The organism is Rhizobium sp. SVR5-9E (assembly GCF_056755095.1).
The window spans coordinates 124123-141850 of the sequence record NZ_JBNDHS010000004.1 but is presented as its reverse complement, the minus strand read 5'-3'; the positions used below and the strand labels follow the sequence as shown (position 1 = coordinate 141850).

22 protein-coding genes are annotated in these 17728 nt (G+C 58.6%); 16 read left to right on the top strand and 6 right to left on the bottom strand.

What is annotated here, in order from left to right; translation table 11 throughout:
* Window positions 1–2 precede the first annotated feature (2 nt).
* The 9 genes from ACPYOJ_RS04150 (at window position 3) to visR (ending at window position 7395) form a co-directional block, all read left to right on the top strand.
* Window positions 3–470, top strand: a complete 468-nt coding sequence (locus tag ACPYOJ_RS04150; RefSeq protein WP_481415115.1) for a chemotaxis protein CheW — start codon at window positions 3–5, stop codon at window positions 468–470.
* Complete coding sequence (cheR, locus tag ACPYOJ_RS04145) at window positions 467–1378, top strand: protein-glutamate O-methyltransferase CheR (RefSeq protein ID WP_481415114.1); 912 nt, start codon at window positions 467–469, stop codon at window positions 1376–1378. The genes ACPYOJ_RS04150 and cheR overlap by 4 nt, the downstream gene beginning before the upstream one ends.
* Window positions 1375–2418: a protein-glutamate O-methylesterase CheB gene (cheB, locus tag ACPYOJ_RS04140; protein WP_481415113.1), complete on the top strand. Its 1044-nt coding sequence runs from the start codon at window positions 1375–1377 to the stop codon at window positions 2416–2418. Before cheR ends, cheB begins: the two co-directional genes overlap by 4 nt.
* Window positions 2418–2807, top strand: coding sequence for a response regulator (locus ACPYOJ_RS04135; protein ID WP_168828380.1), 390 nt, complete (start codon window positions 2418–2420; stop codon window positions 2805–2807). Before cheB ends, ACPYOJ_RS04135 begins: the two co-directional genes overlap by 1 nt.
* Entirely contained in the window at window positions 2804–3358 is a 555-nt protein-coding gene (gene cheD / locus ACPYOJ_RS04130; protein ID WP_168828381.1) for a chemoreceptor glutamine deamidase CheD, read from the top strand. The genes ACPYOJ_RS04135 and cheD overlap by 4 nt, the downstream gene beginning before the upstream one ends.
* A gap of 10 nt (window positions 3359–3368) precedes the next feature.
* Window positions 3369–3758: a chemotaxis protein CheT gene (gene cheT / locus ACPYOJ_RS04125; RefSeq protein WP_168828382.1), complete on the top strand. Its 390-nt coding sequence runs from the start codon at window positions 3369–3371 to the stop codon at window positions 3756–3758.
* Between the two features lie 109 nt (window positions 3759–3867).
* Complete coding sequence (gene fliF, locus ACPYOJ_RS04120) at window positions 3868–5559, top strand: flagellar basal-body MS-ring/collar protein FliF (RefSeq protein WP_481415112.1); 1692 nt, start codon at window positions 3868–3870, stop codon at window positions 5557–5559.
* Between the two features lie 330 nt (window positions 5560–5889).
* Window positions 5890–6636 (top strand): transcriptional regulator VisN, encoded by a 747-nt coding sequence (gene visN, locus ACPYOJ_RS04115; protein WP_481415111.1) that lies wholly within the window; start codon window positions 5890–5892, stop codon window positions 6634–6636.
* Between the two features lie 9 nt (window positions 6637–6645).
* Entirely contained in the window at window positions 6646–7395 is a 750-nt protein-coding gene (visR, locus tag ACPYOJ_RS04110) for a transcriptional regulator VisR (protein ID WP_168828385.1), read from the top strand.
* A gap of 64 nt (window positions 7396–7459) precedes the next feature.
* Here the strand turns inward: visR and ACPYOJ_RS04105 are convergent, their stop codons facing one another.
* The 6 genes from ACPYOJ_RS04105 to motA all read right to left on the bottom strand — a co-directional run bounded on the left by ACPYOJ_RS04105 (window position 7460) and on the right by motA (window position 12637).
* Window positions 7460–7900 carry a hypothetical protein gene (locus ACPYOJ_RS04105; RefSeq protein ID WP_168828386.1) on the bottom strand — a complete coding sequence of 147 codons (441 nt, stop codon included), beginning with the start codon at window positions 7898–7900 and terminating at the stop codon, window positions 7460–7462.
* 5 nt (window positions 7901–7905) lie between these two features.
* Window positions 7906–8985 carry a flagellar biosynthesis protein FlhB gene (gene flhB / locus ACPYOJ_RS04100; protein ID WP_168828387.1) on the bottom strand — a complete coding sequence of 360 codons (1080 nt, stop codon included), beginning with the start codon at window positions 8983–8985 and terminating at the stop codon, window positions 7906–7908.
* 143 nt (window positions 8986–9128) lie between these two features.
* On the bottom strand, window positions 9129–10169 hold the full coding sequence (fliG, locus tag ACPYOJ_RS04095) for a flagellar motor switch protein FliG (RefSeq protein WP_481415110.1): 1041 nt from the start codon (window positions 10167–10169) through the stop codon (window positions 9129–9131).
* Window positions 10170–10197: 28 nt separating this feature from the next.
* Complete coding sequence (gene fliN, locus ACPYOJ_RS04090) at window positions 10198–10752, bottom strand: flagellar motor switch protein FliN (RefSeq protein ID WP_481415109.1); 555 nt, start codon at window positions 10750–10752, stop codon at window positions 10198–10200.
* A gap of 64 nt (window positions 10753–10816) precedes the next feature.
* Window positions 10817–11758, bottom strand: coding sequence for a FliM/FliN family flagellar motor switch protein (locus ACPYOJ_RS04085; RefSeq protein ID WP_481415108.1), 942 nt, complete (start codon window positions 11756–11758; stop codon window positions 10817–10819).
* 6 nt (window positions 11759–11764) lie between these two features.
* Window positions 11765–12637, bottom strand: coding sequence for a flagellar motor stator protein MotA (gene motA, locus ACPYOJ_RS04080; protein ID WP_168828390.1), 873 nt, complete (start codon window positions 12635–12637; stop codon window positions 11765–11767).
* A gap of 250 nt (window positions 12638–12887) precedes the next feature.
* Here motA and flgF point away from each other — a divergent pair, with 250 nt between their 5' ends.
* The 7 genes from flgF (at window position 12888) to flgG (ending at window position 17717) form a co-directional block, all read left to right on the top strand.
* The gene (flgF, locus tag ACPYOJ_RS04075; protein ID WP_168828391.1) at window positions 12888–13622 is read left to right on the top strand and encodes a flagellar basal-body rod protein FlgF; all 735 of its coding nucleotides are present in this window, start codon (window positions 12888–12890) and stop codon (window positions 13620–13622) included.
* A 15-nt stretch (window positions 13623–13637) separates the two neighbouring features.
* Entirely contained in the window at window positions 13638–15044 is a 1407-nt protein-coding gene (fliI, locus tag ACPYOJ_RS04070) for a flagellar protein export ATPase FliI (protein WP_481415107.1), read from the top strand.
* 1 nt (window position 15045) lies between these two features.
* The gene (locus ACPYOJ_RS04065; RefSeq protein WP_481415106.1) at window positions 15046–15603 is read left to right on the top strand and encodes a flagellar protein; all 558 of its coding nucleotides are present in this window, start codon (window positions 15046–15048) and stop codon (window positions 15601–15603) included.
* Window positions 15604–15766: 163 nt separating this feature from the next.
* Window positions 15767–16159 carry a flagellar basal body rod protein FlgB gene (gene flgB, locus ACPYOJ_RS04060; RefSeq protein ID WP_168828394.1) on the top strand — a complete coding sequence of 131 codons (393 nt, stop codon included), beginning with the start codon at window positions 15767–15769 and terminating at the stop codon, window positions 16157–16159.
* Window positions 16160–16162: 3 nt separating this feature from the next.
* Window positions 16163–16579 carry a flagellar basal body rod protein FlgC gene (gene flgC / locus ACPYOJ_RS04055; RefSeq protein ID WP_481415105.1) on the top strand — a complete coding sequence of 139 codons (417 nt, stop codon included), beginning with the start codon at window positions 16163–16165 and terminating at the stop codon, window positions 16577–16579.
* On the top strand, window positions 16579–16908 hold the full coding sequence (gene fliE / locus ACPYOJ_RS04050; protein ID WP_168828396.1) for a flagellar hook-basal body complex protein FliE: 330 nt from the start codon (window positions 16579–16581) through the stop codon (window positions 16906–16908). Before flgC ends, fliE begins: the two co-directional genes overlap by 1 nt.
* A 20-nt stretch (window positions 16909–16928) precedes the next feature.
* Entirely contained in the window at window positions 16929–17717 is a 789-nt protein-coding gene (gene flgG, locus ACPYOJ_RS04045; RefSeq protein WP_481415104.1) for a flagellar basal-body rod protein FlgG, read from the top strand.
* Window positions 17718–17728 lie beyond the last annotated feature (11 nt).

The window sequence follows — 17728 nt, the reverse complement described above, 5'->3', positions numbered from 1 at the left end:
CGATGTCGTACGGCGTGAAAAGTCTGAGCCACGGGGATCGCGAACTGATCGCGTTCCGCATTGGCGACCAGGAATTTTGCGTAAACATCATGTCGGTTCGCGAAATCCGCGGCTGGACGCCGGCAACGGCTATGCCGCATTCGCCAGCGTACATGAAAGGCGTCATCAACCTGCGTGGCGCGGTGCTGCCGATCATCGATCTTTCGGCGCGTCTCGGCATGAAAGCCGCTGAACCGTCGCAGCGCCATGTCATCATTGTCGCCCAGGTTCATCGGAAAGTTGTCGGCCTGCTCGTCGACGCCGTCTCCGATATTCTGACCGTTACCGATGACAACATTCAGCCCACGCCGGAAGTCTCTTCCGAGGCGGAGCGCCAGTTCGCTCGCGGAATTCTTGCGATTGAAAAACGGATGATCTGCCTGCTCGAACTCGATGCGATCTTCCCCGAGACGGAAAGCGAAGCTGCATGAATGCGTTGAGTGCAAAAGACATCAGACAGGGTAGCCCCGATGAGGTTCTGGCGAGCGGCGAATACCCGCTGACGCGCCGCGATCTCATGGAAATCGCTGCGATGATCTATTCGGATGCAGGGATCTACCTGAACGAGACGAAGGCTTCGCTGGTCTATTCGCGTTTGTCGAAGCACATCCGCAGTCTCGGGCTTTCGGGTTTCCGCGAATACTGCTCCCTGGTCTCCAGTCCGGCTGGGGCGGCAGCGCGTCGCGAGATGCTCTCCCATCTAACGACCAACTTTACGCGTTTCTTCCGCGAGAACCATCATTTCGAGCATCTGCGCGACCATGTGCTGCCGGAGCTTTTGCACCGCGCCAAGACGGGCGGACGTGTGCGTATCTGGTCGGCCGCGTCTTCCGATGGCCAGGAGCCCTATTCGATCGCACTGACGGTCCTCTCCCAGATGCCGAACGTTGCCGATTACGACTTCAAGATCCTGGCGACCGATATCGACCCGAAGATCCTGGCGATAGCCCGGCAGGGCGCATATGACGAGACCGCTCTCGAAACCGTATCGCCGGCCATGCGCAAGCAGTGGTTCACGGACGTCGACGTGCAGGGGCGCCGCAAATTCCAGATCGACGATCGCGTCAAGCGGCTGATCACCTACAACGAGTTGAACCTGATGGCGCAGTGGCCCTTCAAGGGCAAGTTCGACGTGATCTTCTGCCGCAATGTCGTGATCTATTTCGACGAACCGACACAAATGAAGATTTGGTCGCGCTTTGCCGAACTGCTGCCGGAAGGAGGCCACCTTTACATCGGTCATTCCGAGCGTGTCTCAGGCGAAGCCAAGAACGTCTTCGACAACATAGGCGTCACCACATATCGCTACACCGCAAGAGGACTGGGGAGAAAGGTATGAGCGCACCGGCACGAGTTCTCGTCGTCGACGACTCCCCAACCATGCGTGGGCTGATCACGGCCGTCCTGAGATCCGATCCGGACGTCAGTGTCATCGGCGAGGCGGGTGACGCGCTGGAAGCGCGCGAGGCTATCAAGAAGCTCAATCCCGATGTCGTCACGCTGGACATCGAGATGCCGAACATGAACGGACTTGATTTCCTTGAGAAGATCATGCAGCTCCGGCCCATGCCGGTCATCATGGTTTCCACCTTGACGCACCGCGGTGCGGAAGCATCCCTGGCCGCCCTTGAAATCGGCGCCTTCGATTGTATCGGAAAGCCCGTGCCCGGCGAACCGCGTCCGTTCGGCGACCTGGCCGAGAAGGTGAAGGCGGCTGCGCGTTCGCAGCGCCGGTTCGTGCAACCCGCTGCTGCTCCCGTTCCGCCGCCATCGGTCGCTGATTTCCGGGTTGGACGCAAGATCGTCGCCATCGGTTCTTCAACCGGCGGCGTCGAGGCCTTGATAGCGGTGCTCCAGAAGTTTCCGGCGAATTGTCCGCCGACGGTCATTACCCAGCATATGCCGCCGACCTTCACCAAGAGCTTTGCGGACCGCCTCAACCGCCTCTGTGCCCCGGTGGTGGCAGAAGCGACGGATGGCGCACGTTTAGAGATTGGTAAGATTTATCTGGCACCAGGCGGAGAACGTCATTTGCAGGTCGCGAATGTGTCGGCTCCCGTTTGCCGTCTTGTCGAACGCGATCCTGTGAACGGACACCGCCCCTCGGTCGACGTTCTCTTCGATTCCGTTGCCGAACTTGCCGGACGCAACGCGGTCGGTGTGATCCTGACAGGCATGGGCCGCGATGGCGCGGCTGGCCTCTTGAAAATGCGCCATGCCGGCGCGCGCACTCTCGGACAGAACGAAAAGACCTGCGTGGTCTATGGAATGCCGCGAGTGGCCCACGAACTCGGCGCCGTTGAGCAGCAGCTGCCACTGAATGCGATCGGCGAAGAAATACTGAAAATGACAGCCGCCCGAAAAGAAGGAACCGAATAATGTCGATAGCCGAGAAGATAAAAGTTCTGATCGTCGACGATCAGGTCACGAGCCGATTGCTGCTCAGCGATGCGCTGACCCAGCTCGGCTTCAAGCAGATCACGGCTGCCGGTGACGGCGAGCAGGGCATGAAGATCATGGCTCAGCAGCCGCATCACCTCGTGATCTCGGACTTCAACATGCCGAAGATGGACGGCCTTGGCTTCCTCCAGGCGGTTCGTGCCAACCCGGCAACGAAGAAGGCGGCCTTCATTATCCTGACGGCCCAGGGCGATCGTGCGCTGGTCACCAAGGCAGCCCAGCTCGGCGCCAACAACGTGCTTGCGAAGCCCTTCACCATCGAGAAGATGAAAGCGGCTATCGAGGCTGTTTTTGGAGCGCTGAAATGAGTGTCGAGGCAGCAGCCCGCCGCGTTCATATCATTCAAGGCGAATGGAAGGTCCTGAATGATCCGAACGCGGTTTTGACGACCATACTTGGCTCGTGTGTGGCTGCATGTCTGCGTGACCCGGTGGCTGGAGTGGGCGGCATGAACCACTTTTTGCTTCCAGGTACGGGCAACACGCCAATGAATGGCGGAGGCGACACACGCTACGGTATTCATCTGATGGAATTGCTGATCAACGGCCTTCTGAAGCAGGGCGCGCGCCGCGACCGCCTGGAGGCCAAGATTTTCGGCGGGGCGAAGACGATCTCGACATTCTCCAACGTCGGTGAACAGAACGCCGCCTTCGCCATGCAGTTCCTGAGAGATGAAGGAATTCCCGTCGTCAGCTCGAGTACCGGCGGCGAACATGGCCGCAAGCTCGAATACTGGCCGGTTTCGGGCCGGGCGCGTCAGTACCCGCTGACCGGCGCCGAAACGCAAAAGACGGTCGCTCTCGAACAGCGCAATGTCGCGCCGCAGAAACCAATCGAAACGAGCATCGAGTTTTTTTAGAGGGTTTTTTATGACTTTTAATGGAACAGCAGAGCCGCTTTCGCCCGTCGAAGCGCTTCCAGATATTCTGATGCGTATCGTTTCCGAACTGCATGACGTTGCTTATCTCATCGAACGCATCGAGCCGCAGCTCCTCGAAATCGGCGGTGCCGACATCCTGAACGCTCCTTCTAGCATGAAGGTCATGCAGGGCATCGATCTCGCCGTGCAAAAAACCCGCGGCTTGGCGGAATTCCTCGACACGATCACCGGCGAAATTCCCCAAAACTGGGCGGTTGACGTTGCAACCGCACTCAGCCTGGTCAAGCTGGCCGAGATGCAGAAAGCACTTGGCGGCACCACACGTCACGGCCATTCCCAGCCGCTCAGCAAGGCGGCCGGCGATTTTGACCTTTTCTGACTTTAGGGCTCCCGAGCAGCCCTGACGAAACGCTCGCACAAGTTTCGCCGTCTATCAAGGAATGAGGCAATAAGCCTGCTTTGTGTCCGACGGATCGTGCGAGAACAGAATGAATCTGTTAAATCAATTAGTTCAGATCTTTAAGAACTTAGGTTCGCTGGGGCGGACCCGCCTATTGGCGCTTGCTGGCGTCGGCGTTCTTTCAATAGCAATTATTTTGGCCGCGGCCCTTTTCGTCAACAAACCGGCGCAGGAGACGCTCTACGTCGGCCTTGAGACGTCCGACTTGAACCAGATCAGCATGGCTCTTGCGGAAGCCAATATCGCCTTCCAGGTCGGCACTGACGGTTCAAGCATCACGGTGCCGGCGGGCATGACGGGCAAGGCCCGCCTGTTGCTTGCCGAGCGCGGTCTGCCGAACAGCGCGAATGCAGGCTATGAACTTTTCGATCATGTCGGCTCGCTCGGCCTCACCTCTTTCATGCAGGAAGTAACGCGCGTCCGCGCGCTCGAAGGTGAAATCGGGCGCACGATTCAGTCCATCTCGGGCATCACAGCCGCTCGCGTTCATATCGTCATGCCCGAGGTCGGTAACTTCCGTAAGGCAGAACAGAAGCCTACAGCCTCCGTCATGATCCGGGCGAGCGCTACGGCGGGGCGAAGTGCCGCTAGTGCGATCCGCCACCTGGTAGCCTCGGCCGTGCCGGGGCTTGAGGTTGATGACGTGACCATTCTCGATTCCACCGGCCAGTTGCTCGCGTCCGGCGACGACGCGAGCAACAGTTCACTGAACCGTTCACTGGGCATCGTCCAGAATGTCCAGCAGGAAGTCGAATCGAATATCGACAAGGCGCTGGCTCCTTTCCTTGGCATGGACAACTTCCGTTCAAGCGTGACCGCCCAGCTCAACACGGACGCACAACAGATCCAGGAAACCGTCTACGATCCGAACTCAAAGGTTGAACGTTCGGTGCGATCGACCAAGGAGGCCTCGCAGTCGCAGCAGACGCAGGCCGACAACGCGACGACCGTGCAGCAGAACGTTCCGCAGGCAGCCCCCGCGCAAGGTGGCGACAACAGTCCGCAATCGCAGGACAAGTCGGATAAGCGGGAAGAACAGACGAACTACGAAATCAACAGCAAGACCACGGCGACCACCCGTAGCAGCTACAGGGTCGAGAAGCTGTCGATCGCTGTTGTCGTTAACAAGGGACGTATCGGCCAGATGGTCGGTCAACCTGCCGATCAGGCGAAGATTGACGCCTATCTCGCCGAGATGCAGAAGATCGTGTCATCGGCTGCAGGCCTCAGCGCCGATCGGGGAGATGTCGTTACCGTGACGGCAATGGACTTCCTCGATAACCAGCTTCTGGAAGATACCGGCACCGGCGTTCAGGTCATGGATATGCTGAGCCGCAACCTTGCCGGAATCATCAATTCGCTGGCCTTCCTTGGAGTCGCCTTCGTCGTGGTCTGGATGGGTGTACGCCCGCTCGTACGCAGCATCAATGGCGCCGGTGCCGGTGTCATAGGCGACACGTCGGCCGAGAGCGTTGGCCTGGAACTGCCGGATTTTGCGCCGGGAGCCGGAGCCGAAGGTGGCGCTCTTATGGAGGGCTTCGGCTCGGACTTCGGCTTCGACAGCACGGAGGATCTGCTCAGCCTGGGCGACGACGACGGCAACTTCAACCGGCGCGTCAAGGAAGGTCCGGAACGGAAACTCGCGCGCATGGTGGAAATCAACGAGGAGCGCGCCGCGAAAATTCTCAGGAAATGGGCGGTCGACAGCGCCGCCGCTTAAAGAAAAGGCCGGGCAACCGGCCTCTTTTATTGTCTTTGAACCGTGGGCCGGCGCCGCGAAATGTTGTTTGGACCTGCTCAATGCGGCGCATAAGTTGTCGACGGCTGCACAGAATCGCCATAAATTAGGCTAGATCCAAGCAAGCGAAATTGGCTCGCGAATCAGGCGCATGGATAGCAGCAAGAGTAAATCCCCAGATACTCGGATATGGCGAATTGCGCGGACTGACTTACTCTTGGGTGATTCGTTTAACCATAGGCGCAGGCCGCTCAGATTCTGCGCAGACAAGCCTTTGCAGAGATAGCTCTTTTAAGTCGCGGGACGTTGCCCATGGATATGCACATACTGGAGTCGCTAAAAAGCGAAAATCAGGCAGCAAACTATGTCGGCGTCCAGGCTATAAATCCTTGCTCCCGTGAGGAGCTCATTGGTCAGCTCAGGGAAATCGTCGAGAGCGGCAGGCTGCAGGCGGCGCTGCGGATGCTGACGGACTATGTTGGAGCCTCGCACTATCTGCTGGCGCGTTCCGATCTTGTCCAGGAGGCCGGGCTCGACTTCATAGTGTCTTCGGACTGGCCGTTCGATCTTGCGAAGGATCTGGCGGCGAGCCTGACAAACAGCTACGGGCGCACGACGGAGTTGGAAAAATGCATGCAGCTCTTCCAGCCCAACTTTGCTTTCCTGCCTGACCACGCCGCCGTACCGGACGGCGCCAGCCGGCAGTATTGCTCTTTGATGTTTAATGTCGGCCGTTCGCGAATATCGCTGATGTTCCTTTTTGATGACGGGTTTATCCTGTCGCCGGAACGCCTCAGGGACGGAGGCCTCGTTGCAGGTTACCTCGCGAGCTCTCTTCAGTGCGGAGGCAGCCGGACGGAACGCGATTTTGAACTGACGGAGCGGGAAATCGAGTGCCTGTTCTGGATTGCAGAGGGCAAGACCAGCGATGAGATCGCCATGATCCTGGGCATCTCCCGCAACACGATCAATAACTACATTACGAGCGTCATGCGAAAGACCGCGACCAAAACGCGTTCGGAAGCGATAGCCTTCGCCGTAAGAAATAATCTCGTTTGAGAGGACTCCATGGTGCAACTATCAAACAGGGCGGCGGCTAGCACCGAGCACATACGCAGCGTTCGCGTGAACAGAGTAAGCAGCCGCTCCGACCTGTTCCCGCGGCTGGTCGCGATGCAGAAGCTCGCCGATGCCAAGAATTTCGCTGTCTATCGGGTAAGCGGTTCGGGCATTCCGACGAAGCAGCGCCTCGTCTGCGAATTGGAGAATTGGGGCTCCTCGGCAGCACCGGCCTCCAGCAAGGCCTTCATCGACGCCTATGGAGACGTGCTGCTCGATCACATAGAGAAATCCGTTCTGCCCCTGTCATGGGCAGGCGGCCACGATAAGGCCACTCCGGGGTCAGCGGATTTTGGGTCCTTTTTAATCCGCCTTAAGGACGGCATCTTGCCCTTTTCTGGCATTGCTTTTCCCGTGCGGCTCGGCGCCACCGGAAACGGCTACGTCGTATTCACGGGCGATGATCTCGATCCCGGCTGCGACATACTCCTCGAGCTTCATGGCCGCAGCTGCCACATCATGATCGATCTGCTCTCGCTGGATGAGCGGCGGGCTGCGGCTGCGGCGGCACTCAGCGAGCGCGAGATAGCCTGCCTGCAACTTGCCGGCGACGGTCGCATCAGCGAAGAGATTGCCGACAAGCTTGGGCTCTCCGTTCATACGGTGAACGCCTATCTCGGCTCGGCCACAATCAAGCTCGACTCGGTCAATCGCATCCAGGCGATCGCCAAGGCGATCCGCCTTGGCTACATCAGCTGACGAGCCGATAACGAACCTGGCAAGAAAAACTGGCGGGTTCTCTGTGCTTCAAATTGAAGGATGGTCAGCCGGCAAGCGCCTGAAGCGGCCGTGTATTATAGCGGCTTTCGCGCAGGCTGCGTTCGAGGAAGGCCGTATTTTCGTCAGGATCAGCCGATGGCTCCTGAAAGGCGATATGACTGATGTCGATGCCGGCGTGGTGTTCCGCAAGGGTCAATTGCGCATAGACGGTCACGCCGCGCGGCTTGATTTCGAGATCGAGTACAACCTCTGGCTTGCCGCCCCATTCCAGCGTGTAGTTGCCCCCAAGCCCAAAATTGACCGTGCCCGGATGAAAGAATAGCTCCGCGGCCGACGTGACCAAGTCTGCGATGCTGCCGTAATACTCGAAGCGCAGCAGCGAAATAAGATCCGCAGCGTCGAGGAGCCGAAGCTCGGTCGCAACCGGACTGATGGCTTCCGCAAGAATTCTTTCACGCTGAGAAGAGTAGGGGCATTTCTTCATACGGCTTATCTTACCCGTTTGTTCTTGGCCTCAGCGGCGTAAACCCGATGAATGAGCTCTGCCACTGCCTTGTAGAATACTGACGGGATGACACTATCGATCGAGACTTGCGCAAACATGGAGCGGGCAAGAGGCGGATCTTCGAAAACGGGAATTCCCTGCTTTTCGGCGATCTCTCTGATTTTCAAAGCAATAAGGTCCTGGCCCTTGGCGAGAACGACCGGCGCATCGTTTTCCTCGCGCACGTAGCGCAGCGCCACGGCAAAGTGTGTCGGGTTGGCGATGACGAGCGTGGCGCGCTCGACATTGACGATCATACGGCGGCGGGCACGGTCTCGCATCAACGAACGCTGGCGGCCCTTGACGAAGGGGTCGCCCTGCGACTGCTTGTTTTCTTCCTTCACTTCGTGCCGCGTCATCTTGAGTTCCGAGAACCAGTGATGCCGGGTCCAGAAGAAGTCCGCGATGGCAACGATTGCCGTCGAAAAAAGCACGACCAGCACGATCTTCCGCATGATCGTAAGCGTCCGCTCGAACAAGGTCTGCGGATCAGAGAACATCGCGTCGATCGCGTTGAAGTATTCGTTTCGCAGCACGAAGAACATGATCACGCCGACGACCACTACCTTGAAGAGCGATTTGCTGAATTCGATCAGGCCAGGCAGGCTGAATATGCGGGAGAAGCCCTTGGCCGGAGAAAGACGCGACATCTGCGGGCGGATACGTTCGAGAACCGGAGTAGGAAGGTTCTGCGCTATGGACGCAACGACTCCAAAGCTCATGAACAGCAGCATTGCCGGGACGAGGAGCACGGCACTTACCCAGCCGAGATGCACGAAGAGTGACATAACATCCGGCCCCGTCTCGATCTTCCACTGGTCCGGCTGCTCGAAGATATCCCGAAGCTGTGCGCTGACGCTGCTGATGCCGTCGGGAAGATAGAAGGTCAGATAGACGAAGGTCGCAAGGACCGTAGCAAAGAGCGGTAATTCGCGTGAGAAAGGCGTATTGCCTTTTTCTGCTGCGTCAGACTGCTTTTTCGCTGTCGGGTCTTCTGTTTTGCTGTCCTTGTCTTCATCAGCCAAGTTCGCGGTCTCCATCAATGGAAAGGGCCGCAGCAAGGCGGCCCTCTCCGAAAAGCGTAGTCCTGTGGCGCATGGCGATCAATGGCGCGCAGGGGCCTCTGGCCGGTTTGTCAACAGAAGCGTGGTTAGAGCCTTGAAAGGCTCTAAGCCGCTGCCGTTGCTTCGCCTTCTGTTTCCTTCAACTGGATCTGGCCGGAATTCGCCAGCCGAATCGCTTCCTGCGCGACAGCGCGGCGGGCAATTGCGATTTCGCGCGGATTGATGCCGACCGTGCCGGTCTGCAGGTCCGATTCGATCATGCGGCGCTGGCGCGGGCTGATCGAGGAGAGGACCGATTCGCGGATTTCGATCGGTGCGCCACGCAACGCCATCGTAAGAATGTCGGCGGAGATGTCGTTGAGAAGCATGACGCGGCTGCGCTGCGGCATCTGGAGAAGGTCTTCGAAGAGGAAGATCTTCGGGCGAACCTTGTTGACGGCTTCGCGGCTGATCGATTCCAGAGAGGTAAGCAGGGTGTCGACCTGAGGCTTGTCCATCTCGTTCATCAGCTCCGCAACCTTGCTCGAACCAATGGAGTTCTTCTCGGCTTCGATCTCGGCAAGCAGCGCCATCACTTGCTTTTCGATGATCTGCGCGGCCTTGGGACTGACGCTCTTCAGGTTGACCGTACGGTTCATGATGTCCGCGCGCCGGCTGTCGGGAAGCTGCATCAGCACCTTGGCCCCGAAGGAGGAAGGCATCATCGAAAGAATGTAGGCGATGGTCTGCGGATGTTCGCGCAGCAGGAACTTGCCGATGAAGACAGGATCGCCTTCGCCGAGGCGATCCCATATGGACGTTTCGTATGCCTGGAACGCCGTGCGGCGGCCGAGAAGACTGTCCACTTCGTCCGGCGTCAGGCCTTCCTCGAGGATGCTCTCGATGGCCTTGGCGTTATCCATGAGGCCAGCGCCTTCGGTGAAGAGGTCTTCGAACTCGCCGACCAGGCTGAGAAGCTCATCCGGCGGAATGGCACGGAGAGCCTGCGCGGAAGCAATGATCGTCTGCAACTCAGCCTGGGTGAAATATTTCAACAACCGGCCTGCAACCCCTTTTCCCATAGCAAGGAGTACAGCCGCTGCCTTTTCAGCCTGGGTCAACGGTTTCGCGGCAAGTGCGCCGCCGAAATCGTCAAAGTCCATCATGGTCTTACCTCTCCGTCCCTAACCGGGATCAGGCTTTTTTGGTGCTCAAAACTTCTAAAAGCTTAACCCCGAAGCGGGTGTCGTCATTCTCCAGGACGGTGATTTCGCCGCGTGCAATCTTGCGGCCGTTCACCATGATTTCGACGGGCTCGCCAATCTTCTTGTCGAGGGCGATGGTTGCGCCCTCATTCAGATTCATCAGACCGGAAACCTGCATGCGGCTGCTGCCGAGCATGATCTGGACGTCGATGGGGATGTCCATGATCAGTTCGAAGTTCGAGGAGAGCGCGCTCCCGAGTGGCGCCGGTTCGGCGCTCACCGCGGAGAAGCTGGTATCGCCGAAATCCGAAGAACCGAAGTCACCGCCGCCGAAAGATGTCTCGGCTGCATCCTCGTCTCCGAAATCGCCGAAAGTCGACAGATCGGTCCCAGTGCCGCCGAAAGCATCGGTTTCCGGAAGCTCACCCTCCGCATCCTGCTTTAAGACCCCGCGGAGATCATCGATCGCCTGATCGAGCTCAGCTTCGTTGCCCGGAGCCTCCAAAGACAGGTCGTCGTTCTTTTGTGTTTTCTTCGTAGCCATGAAATCACTATTCCAGTTGAAACTTGCCTCAAACTGCCGTCCCGGATGAGGGACGGGGAACCGACTAATTCATTAAGTGGCGTATGAGCTCATCATCGGAGCCTATCGTATCCTTGACCCGGACCGTGTAATTATCGCCGGAACGCCCGAACTCGCACACATACAATTCCTTGTTGTTGGCACTGACCTCGACCCTGACATCGCCGGTGTCGTGGAAGGGTATGACATCGCCTGCGGCGAGCTTCGAGATCGTTCGCAGCGTCAGATCCTGGAGGCGGATTTTCGCGTCGAGCGTCACATGCGAACGATGAACTTGCTCGGTGAGCTGTTCAGTCCATTCCGTGGACTTGGCGGACTGGCTCTTCGCCTTCGGCGCTGAAATCTGCGTCTTCAGGAGCGGTGCCTGGGGCACGATCAGCGAGAATTCCGAGGTGATGCCGGAAAGCGTGATCGACATATTGATGGCCGCTGCGAATTCGTCCGGGTTTTCCTCGGAAGGCTTCGCGCGGGATTCCAATGCGTGCGGCGGCTCGATGCTCGGCTCGAAGCCGCCAGGAGCATTGACGGCGGAACGGAAGACATTGGCGATCTTTTCGAAAACCATGACGGCAAGATCGAGCTCGATAACCGAGAGCAATCTCTCGGCCGGCTGCTCGATCGTATCGGGCGCAGCGCCAAGCAGATTTTCCATCAGCGCGATCACGAAACTGTTGTCGCAGGCGAAGGCGATGTTCTGCGACCAGTTGCGCAGCGTCGCGTCCACGACGGTGACGTTGGTATCGAGGTCGGCAATCAGATCGTTCTTGTAGCCGGAACGGCAACCGAGATAGGCTACAGCGATATCCAGACCGGTTTCGCTCTTGAAGATGTCGGGCAGGAACTCGCTATAGACCTCCGACAGCGAAGTGCAGAGCTTTTCTACCGTCGCCGCATCGCCTAGGCGCCCCGTCAACTTCGCAAGGAGGACCGGATCCATCGCCGGTCTTTGAGAGAGAACGTTTCTCATGGTTGATTAGGCCGCCTTGTTCTCGCCACCCGGGTTCATCATTTCCTGTTCGACCGCGTCGATCGACGGACGCTCGTAGGCCGAGATCGTCTTGCGGCCGTATTCCAGAGCAACCTGCGGGACGGAGCCGTTCATGTAGGCAAGCAAGGTTTGCTTCACGATAACGTAGAGGCGGTGTTGCTTCGTGCGCACCACTTTGATCTGCGAGACCAGCGGCGCACAAACCGAATAGGACAGAAGAATGCCGAGGAAGGTTCCGACGAGGGCCGAGCCGATCAGGTGACCGAGCACTTCCGGCGAATCGTTGATGTGCGCCATCGCCTTGATGACGCCGAGAACGGCCGCGACGATGCCGATTGCCGGAAAGGAGTCGCCCATGATCGAGATGGCGTGGTAGGGCTTCATCTTGTCGTGCAGGATCGTATTGATCTCTTCGTCCATGAGCGCCTCTATCTCATGCGAGCGGGCATTGCCGATGATGATCAGGCGGACGTAGTCACAGATGAACGATGTCAGTTCCTTGTTTTTCAGGATCGTCGGAGCTGTCAGGAAGATCGAGGATTCGGCAGGATTGTCGATATGCGCTTCGATCTCGTTGCGCGACTTCGTGCGCAGGTCGCGCATCAGCGAATAGAGAACGCCGAGCGTGTCGAGGTAGTTGCGTTCCTTCGGAACCGCATGCTTGAACGCCTCGCCGAGCGCCTTGCCCGAATCTTTCACGACCTTCATAGGGTTCGCCATGATGAAGCCGCCGAGACCGGCGCCGGCGATGATGACGAACTCGAAGGGCTGAAACAGCGCTCCGATCTCCCCGCCCATCGCCATGAAGCTGCCGATAATACAGCCGACCGTGATCACTAATCCGATAATGATATTCATCGTCAGTCCAAACCTGAACGTTGTTTTCAACCCAAGGGATAGGGTTGCTGGCTTGCGTGAGGCTGATGATTGGCCACTTTTGGCTGCGATTTGTATGCCAGCTTCGCGCAAGGATTTGCCGTCAGATTGAGGATGACGAATGGGCCGACTCGCCCGTTTCTGAGATGCCGCCTCAGCGGAAACCGTGGTCGAACAAGCAGCGCGAACCCGGTTTTCGTACCGTTGATCCCAATGCCAGGAGCTTACCAAGATGCAATCCGGCCTTTATGTTTCCCTGTCCTCCCAGATGGCACTTGAAAAGCGACTGACCACGATCGCGGACAATATGGCCAACGTGAACACGACCGGCTTTCGCGCGACGGAAGTCAAGTTCGATGAGATGTTGAGCGACACCAAGAACAAGCTGAACGCAAAGGTTGCCTTCGTCTCGCAGGGTAACGACTATCTCTCCGGCGATGCCGGCGAGCTGCAGCACACCGGCAATATGCTGGATTTTGCCGTCAAGGGCGATGCCTGGTTTGCGCTGGATACGCCGGCGGGTCAGGTTCTGACCAAAGACGGTCGCTTCACCATGAAGGACACAGGCGAACTTGTCTCTATACGCGGGTACCCGGTTCTGGACGCCGGCGGCGCGCCGATCCAGCTGAATTCTGCGGGTGGCGAGCCCAAGGTTGGCAATGACGGGATCATTTATCAGAATGGTCGGCAGGTTGCGTCGCTCGGCCTGTACGAGGCGGACATCGGCAAGGGCTATCTCCGCTACGAAAACAGCGGCATCATGACGACCGATGCCCCGCGGGCTGTGACGGACCGCTTCAATGTCGGCGTCGAGCAGGGTTATCTTGAAAATTCCAACGTCAATGCAATGCGTGAAATCACGCAGCTGATCGAAGTCAACCGTGCCTTCGAGAGTATTGCTTCGCTGACGAGCGACAGCGAAAATTCCTTCAACCAGGCGATCCAGACCTTGGGCGGCAGCCGCTAAGCGGAAGGTTTGACGATGACCGACGCGCAGCTGACCGAAGAAGCGCTTTCACCAAAGTTGGGGCATCTCGCAGCCCTCGTTGGCCGCTATGCCAAGCCTGAGTTCGCAGTCGCCCATGGCGGTCATGTCCAGACGATCGCCGCGGGCCATTATACAGTAAGCGGTCTTTCGCGGCACGTTCGTCTCGGGGAGTTCGTCGCGCATAAGTCGGCGACCGGGATTCATCTCGGCGAGGTCGTGCGCGTCGAGCCGGAACTGGCCTATGTCTGCCCGATCGAGCCGGGGGAGCCGATCGGCATCCATGATACGGTCATCCGCAAGGGAGCCTTTCGAATATCGCCGGCCCAAAGCTGGTGTGGCCGCACGATCAATTCGCTCTGCGAGCCGATCGATGGCCGCGGCCCGATCGTCGAAGGTCTCGATCGCCGTTCGATTTCCAACACCGCTCCACCTTCGATGACCCGGAAACGTGTCGAAGAGGGCTTCAGGACCGGCGTTCGCGCCATCGATATTTTTTCGCCGCTCTGCCTTGGCCAACGCTTGGGCGTCTTCGCAGGCTCCGGTGTCGGTAAATCGACGCTGCTGTCGATGCTCGCAATGGCCGACGCGTTCGACAAAGTCGTCATCGCACTTGTTGGCGAACGCGGCCGTGAGGTGCGCGAATTCATCGAGGATACGCTCGCCGAGAACATGGAGAAGTCGATCGTCGTCGTTGCGACCAGCGACGAGAGCCCGATGCTTCGCAAGATGGCGCCGCTGACGGCGATCACGATCGCCGAGCATTTCCGGGATCAAGGCGAGAACGTCCTGCTGATCGTCGACAGCGTCACGCGATTTGCCCACGCGATCCGCGAGGTGGCGACGGCATCCGGTGAGCCGCCGATCGCCCGAGGCTATCCGGCATCCGTTTTCACCGAGCTGCCGCGGCTGCTCGAGCGTGCAGGCCCGGGCCCGGAGGGAACGGGCACCATTACCGCGATTATTTCGATTCTCGTCGATGGCGACAATCACAACGACCCGATCGCCGACTCGACGCGCGGCATTCTCGATGGCCATCTCGTTCTGAAACGGAGCCTCGCCGAAGAAGGCCGCTATCCGCCGATCGATCCGCTGGCGTCCATTTCGCGTCTTGCCCGCAAGGCGTGGACGCCGGACCAGGAGAAACTGGTCTCCCGCTTGAAATCCCTCATCCATCGTTTCGAAGAAACGCGAGATCTGCGCCTGATCGGCGGTTACCGGCCGGGAGCCGATCCGGATTTGGATATGGCGGTCAAGCAGGTACCAATTATTTACGATGTTTTGAAACAGTCGCCCGGAGAAACTGCGTCGGCCGACGCATTCTCCGATCTCGCGGCTGCTCTAAAGTCTGCCGCCGGGATTCCGAACCCGCCGGCGACGGCCCCGACAAGACCCAGAGGTTAGTTTGAGCAGATTCGAAGATGATGACGAGGCCATCGCTCCGCTGAAATCACGGGAAACGCGGAAGGCGGTGATGTTCGACCGTTTGCTCACCGTGATGGGCCTGACGCTTGCGGGAGCCGCGGCTATTTTTCCGTGGTACGTATTCTTCAACGAGGACAAATTCAGCCTCAATGTCGTGGAAGGTGATCGGACCCGCGAACTGCCGGACTGGGCGCCGCGCAACGTCCGCGTGTCGCCGCTTGCCATGGTCAACAAGAACAAGCCGGAGAAGAGGCCGGAGCTCCCGTTCGATCCGCTGACCACCGCGACTGTTTCGAACCTCGGCAAAGAGGATGACAAGGGAGCCGCGGTGTCTGAAGACCAGCCGTTCCCTGCCGCTTCCGGTTTCAAGTTGCTGCATGTCGCCAATGGGCGTGCGCTGATCGAAGACTCCTCGGGCATGTATGTCGTGCGTGTCGGATCGGTCCTTCCGGACGAAAGCCGCCTGGCAGCGCTGGAAGAACGCGACGGCAAATGGGTGATCGTGACGTCGAAGGGCGAGGTTTACCAGAACAACTGATCGCGGCAGCTGCGATCAGACTGAAGTCGAGGGCTCCGGTGACGGAGCCCTTCTTTTTGCGGCCTGCCCAATAAAAACAACCCAGGGCGAAAGCCTGAGTTCCCCGTAAGTCTGACGCAAGATTGCTGCCCTAGGGTTCTCTCAGTAAAAACGGAGAGTTCCCATGCAACCCATCCAACTTTTCGACTTGGCTTCGCGGCAGGCGGAATGGCTGACGATCCGTCAGGAGGTTGTGGCCGGCAACATCGCGAATGCGAACACGCCGAAATATCGTTCCAAGGACGTGACGCCCTTCCAGGCTGTTCTCGACAAGGCCGATATCACGATGGCGCGCACCAACCCGGCGCACCTCAGCGGCAATGATTTCAGCACCAGCGGCGATATCGACGTGAAGGAAGCTCCGCTCGACCAAGAAATTGGCGTGCAGGAATCCGGCAATACCGTCGGCCTGTCTGAGGAAATGTCCAAGAGCGGCGAGATCAAGCGCCAGTACGAACTGAACACATCGCTCGTCGGCTCCTTTCATCGAATGATGATGATGACTGTAGGGAAGTAAGTCATGGATCCTTTATCAGCAGCAATGAAGATCGCAGGTTCCGGGCTTGAGGCGCAGTCGACACGTCTGCGCATCGTCTCGGAAAACATTGCAAACGCCCGTTCTACCGGTGATACCCCCGGAGCCGATCCTTATCGCCGCAAGATGATCACCTTCGGCGAAGAAGTCGATCGTGCGGCTGGAGTGACGACCGTCGGCATCAAGAAGCTCGGTGTCGACGAATCCGATTTCACCACGGAATTCGATCCGAGCAACCCGGCTGCCGACGCGCGTGGCGTAGTCAAGATGCCGAACGTCAACATGCTCGTTGAAATGGCGGACATGCGCGAAGCCAACCGTTCCTATGACGCGAACCTGCAGACGATCAAGCAGACACGCGACCTGATTTCCTCCACGATCGACCTTCTGAAGAGCCAATAATGATCAGCAATGTACAGAACGTCAGCTCTCTTTCCGTAACGCGTGGCCTCGGCAGCATCGCGACCGACAATTCCTCTACCGCCTCGTCAGCCGCCGGGAGCGCCAAGAACGACCAGAGCTTTGCCTCCGTTCTCGGCAACATGGCGACCCAGGCGGTCGATACTTTGAAGGGTGCGGAAAGCATGTCCTTCGCAGGCATCAAGGGCACGGCGAACACCCGCGAGGTGGTCGACTCCATGCTGCAGGCCCAACAGACGCTTCAAACCGCAATCGCAGTCCGTGACAGGGTCGTCTCGGCCTTCCTCGATGTCACTAAGATGCAGATGTAACTCGATTTAAGGACGCACCGATGAGAGCGCTCGCCATTGCGGCTACGGGCATGGACGCCCAACAGACGAATCTCGAAGTGATCGCGAACAATATCGCGAACATCAATACCACGGGCTTCAAGCGCGCACGCGCCGAATTCACCGATCTTCTCTACCAAACCGAACGCGCGAAGGGCGTGGCAAACCGCGCCAACCAGGCGATCGTGCCGGAAGGCGCCAATATCGGCTTGGGCGTCCAGACGTCGGCCGTCCGCAACCTGCACATCCAGGGCGAACTCAGCCAAACCGGCAACGATCTCGACGTCGCGCTGATCGGAAAGGGCTTCTTCCAGGTTCTGGCTCCAGACGGCACGACGCTCTACTCGCGCGCCGGCGCCTTCAACAAGAGCGAGACCGGTCAGCTGGTCACGGTCGACGGCTATGAGGTCGTCCCTGGCATCACCATTCCGACGGGCTCCACGCAGCTCACGATCAGCCGCTCCGGCGAAGTCACCGCACTTCTGCCGGGCCAGACCACTCCGACGACGCTTGGGCAACTGACGCTTGCAAGCTTCGTCAACGAAGCCGGCCTCCAGCCGCTCGGCGACAACCTCTTCCAGGAGACGCCTGCTTCCGGCGCCCCGGTCGTCGGAACGCCGGACGAGGAGGGCTACGCATACATGAAGCAGGGATACCTGGAATCGTCGAACGTCGATCCGGTCAAGGAAATCACCGAGCTCATATCGGCCCAGCGCGCTTATGAAATGAACTCCAAGGTCATCACCACTGCCGACGAAATGGCCACCATCGTCAGCAAGAACCTGAAGTAACAAGAAGGGGC

Coding starts and splice junctions, on each gene's coding strand:
- flgC (WP_481415105.1), top strand. CDS start 16,163: ATGGATCCTTTATCAGCAGCAATGAAGATCGCAGGTTCCGGGCTTGAG.
- cheT (WP_168828382.1), top strand. CDS start 3,369: ATGACTTTTAATGGAACAGCAGAGCCGCTTTCGCCCGTCGAAGCGCTT.
- cheD (WP_168828381.1), top strand. CDS start 2,804: ATGAGTGTCGAGGCAGCAGCCCGCCGCGTTCATATCATTCAAGGCGAA.
- fliF (WP_481415112.1), top strand. CDS start 3,868: ATGAATCTGTTAAATCAATTAGTTCAGATCTTTAAGAACTTAGGTTCG.
- visR (WP_168828385.1), top strand. CDS start 6,646: ATGGTGCAACTATCAAACAGGGCGGCGGCTAGCACCGAGCACATACGC.
- fliI (WP_481415107.1), top strand. CDS start 13,638: ATGACCGACGCGCAGCTGACCGAAGAAGCGCTTTCACCAAAGTTGGGG.
- visN (WP_481415111.1), top strand. CDS start 5,890: ATGGATATGCACATACTGGAGTCGCTAAAAAGCGAAAATCAGGCAGCA.
- ACPYOJ_RS04150 (WP_481415115.1), top strand. CDS start 3: ATGTCGTACGGCGTGAAAAGTCTGAGCCACGGGGATCGCGAACTGATC.
- flgF (WP_168828391.1), top strand. CDS start 12,888: ATGCAATCCGGCCTTTATGTTTCCCTGTCCTCCCAGATGGCACTTGAA.
- ACPYOJ_RS04085 (WP_481415108.1), bottom strand. CDS start 11,758: ATGAGAAACGTTCTCTCTCAAAGACCGGCGATGGATCCGGTCCTCCTT.
- ACPYOJ_RS04105 (WP_168828386.1), bottom strand. CDS start 7,900: ATGAAGAAATGCCCCTACTCTTCTCAGCGTGAAAGAATTCTTGCGGAA.
- fliG (WP_481415110.1), bottom strand. CDS start 10,169: ATGATGGACTTTGACGATTTCGGCGGCGCACTTGCCGCGAAACCGTTG.
- fliN (WP_481415109.1), bottom strand. CDS start 10,752: ATGGCTACGAAGAAAACACAAAAGAACGACGACCTGTCTTTGGAGGCT.
- ACPYOJ_RS04135 (WP_168828380.1), top strand. CDS start 2,418: ATGTCGATAGCCGAGAAGATAAAAGTTCTGATCGTCGACGATCAGGTC.
- flgB (WP_168828394.1), top strand. CDS start 15,767: ATGCAACCCATCCAACTTTTCGACTTGGCTTCGCGGCAGGCGGAATGG.
- motA (WP_168828390.1), bottom strand. CDS start 12,637: ATGAATATCATTATCGGATTAGTGATCACGGTCGGCTGTATTATCGGC.
- fliE (WP_168828396.1), top strand. CDS start 16,579: ATGATCAGCAATGTACAGAACGTCAGCTCTCTTTCCGTAACGCGTGGC.
- cheB (WP_481415113.1), top strand. CDS start 1,375: ATGAGCGCACCGGCACGAGTTCTCGTCGTCGACGACTCCCCAACCATG.
- flgG (WP_481415104.1), top strand. CDS start 16,929: ATGAGAGCGCTCGCCATTGCGGCTACGGGCATGGACGCCCAACAGACG.
- cheR (WP_481415114.1), top strand. CDS start 467: ATGAATGCGTTGAGTGCAAAAGACATCAGACAGGGTAGCCCCGATGAG.